Here is a 239-nt window from a genome sequence, read left to right as displayed (position 1 = left end):
CGGAAGGTGTAGCCGACGGCGGTCACCACCTCGGCACTCTGCTCCAACTCGGCCATGGCGCGGGCGTCTTCGAGCGATCCGGCCAGCGGCTTCTCGCACAGCACATGCTTGCCCGCGGCGACGAGGGCTTCCGCGATGGGGCGGTGCAGGTCGTTGCCGACGACGATGGAGACGGCGTCGATGGTGGGGTCCTCGGCGACGGCCTCCCAGCTCGGCAGCGCCTTCTCGTACCCGTAGCG

At 70.3% G+C, this 239-nt stretch carries 1 protein-coding gene; it reads right to left on the bottom strand.

The window, feature by feature from the left end; translation table 11 throughout:
• Nucleotides 1-239 (bottom strand): Gfo/Idh/MocA family protein (locus OP79_RS49440; protein WP_033330002.1); only part of this gene is annotated, 239 nt, incomplete at both ends.

The organism is Streptomyces yerevanensis (assembly GCF_000716805.1).
GTDB lineage: Bacteria > Actinomycetota > Actinomycetes > Streptomycetales > Streptomycetaceae > Streptomyces > Streptomyces flaveus.
Note: the sequence above shows the minus strand (reverse complement) of the source record. Positions and strands in the feature narration are given on the sequence as shown.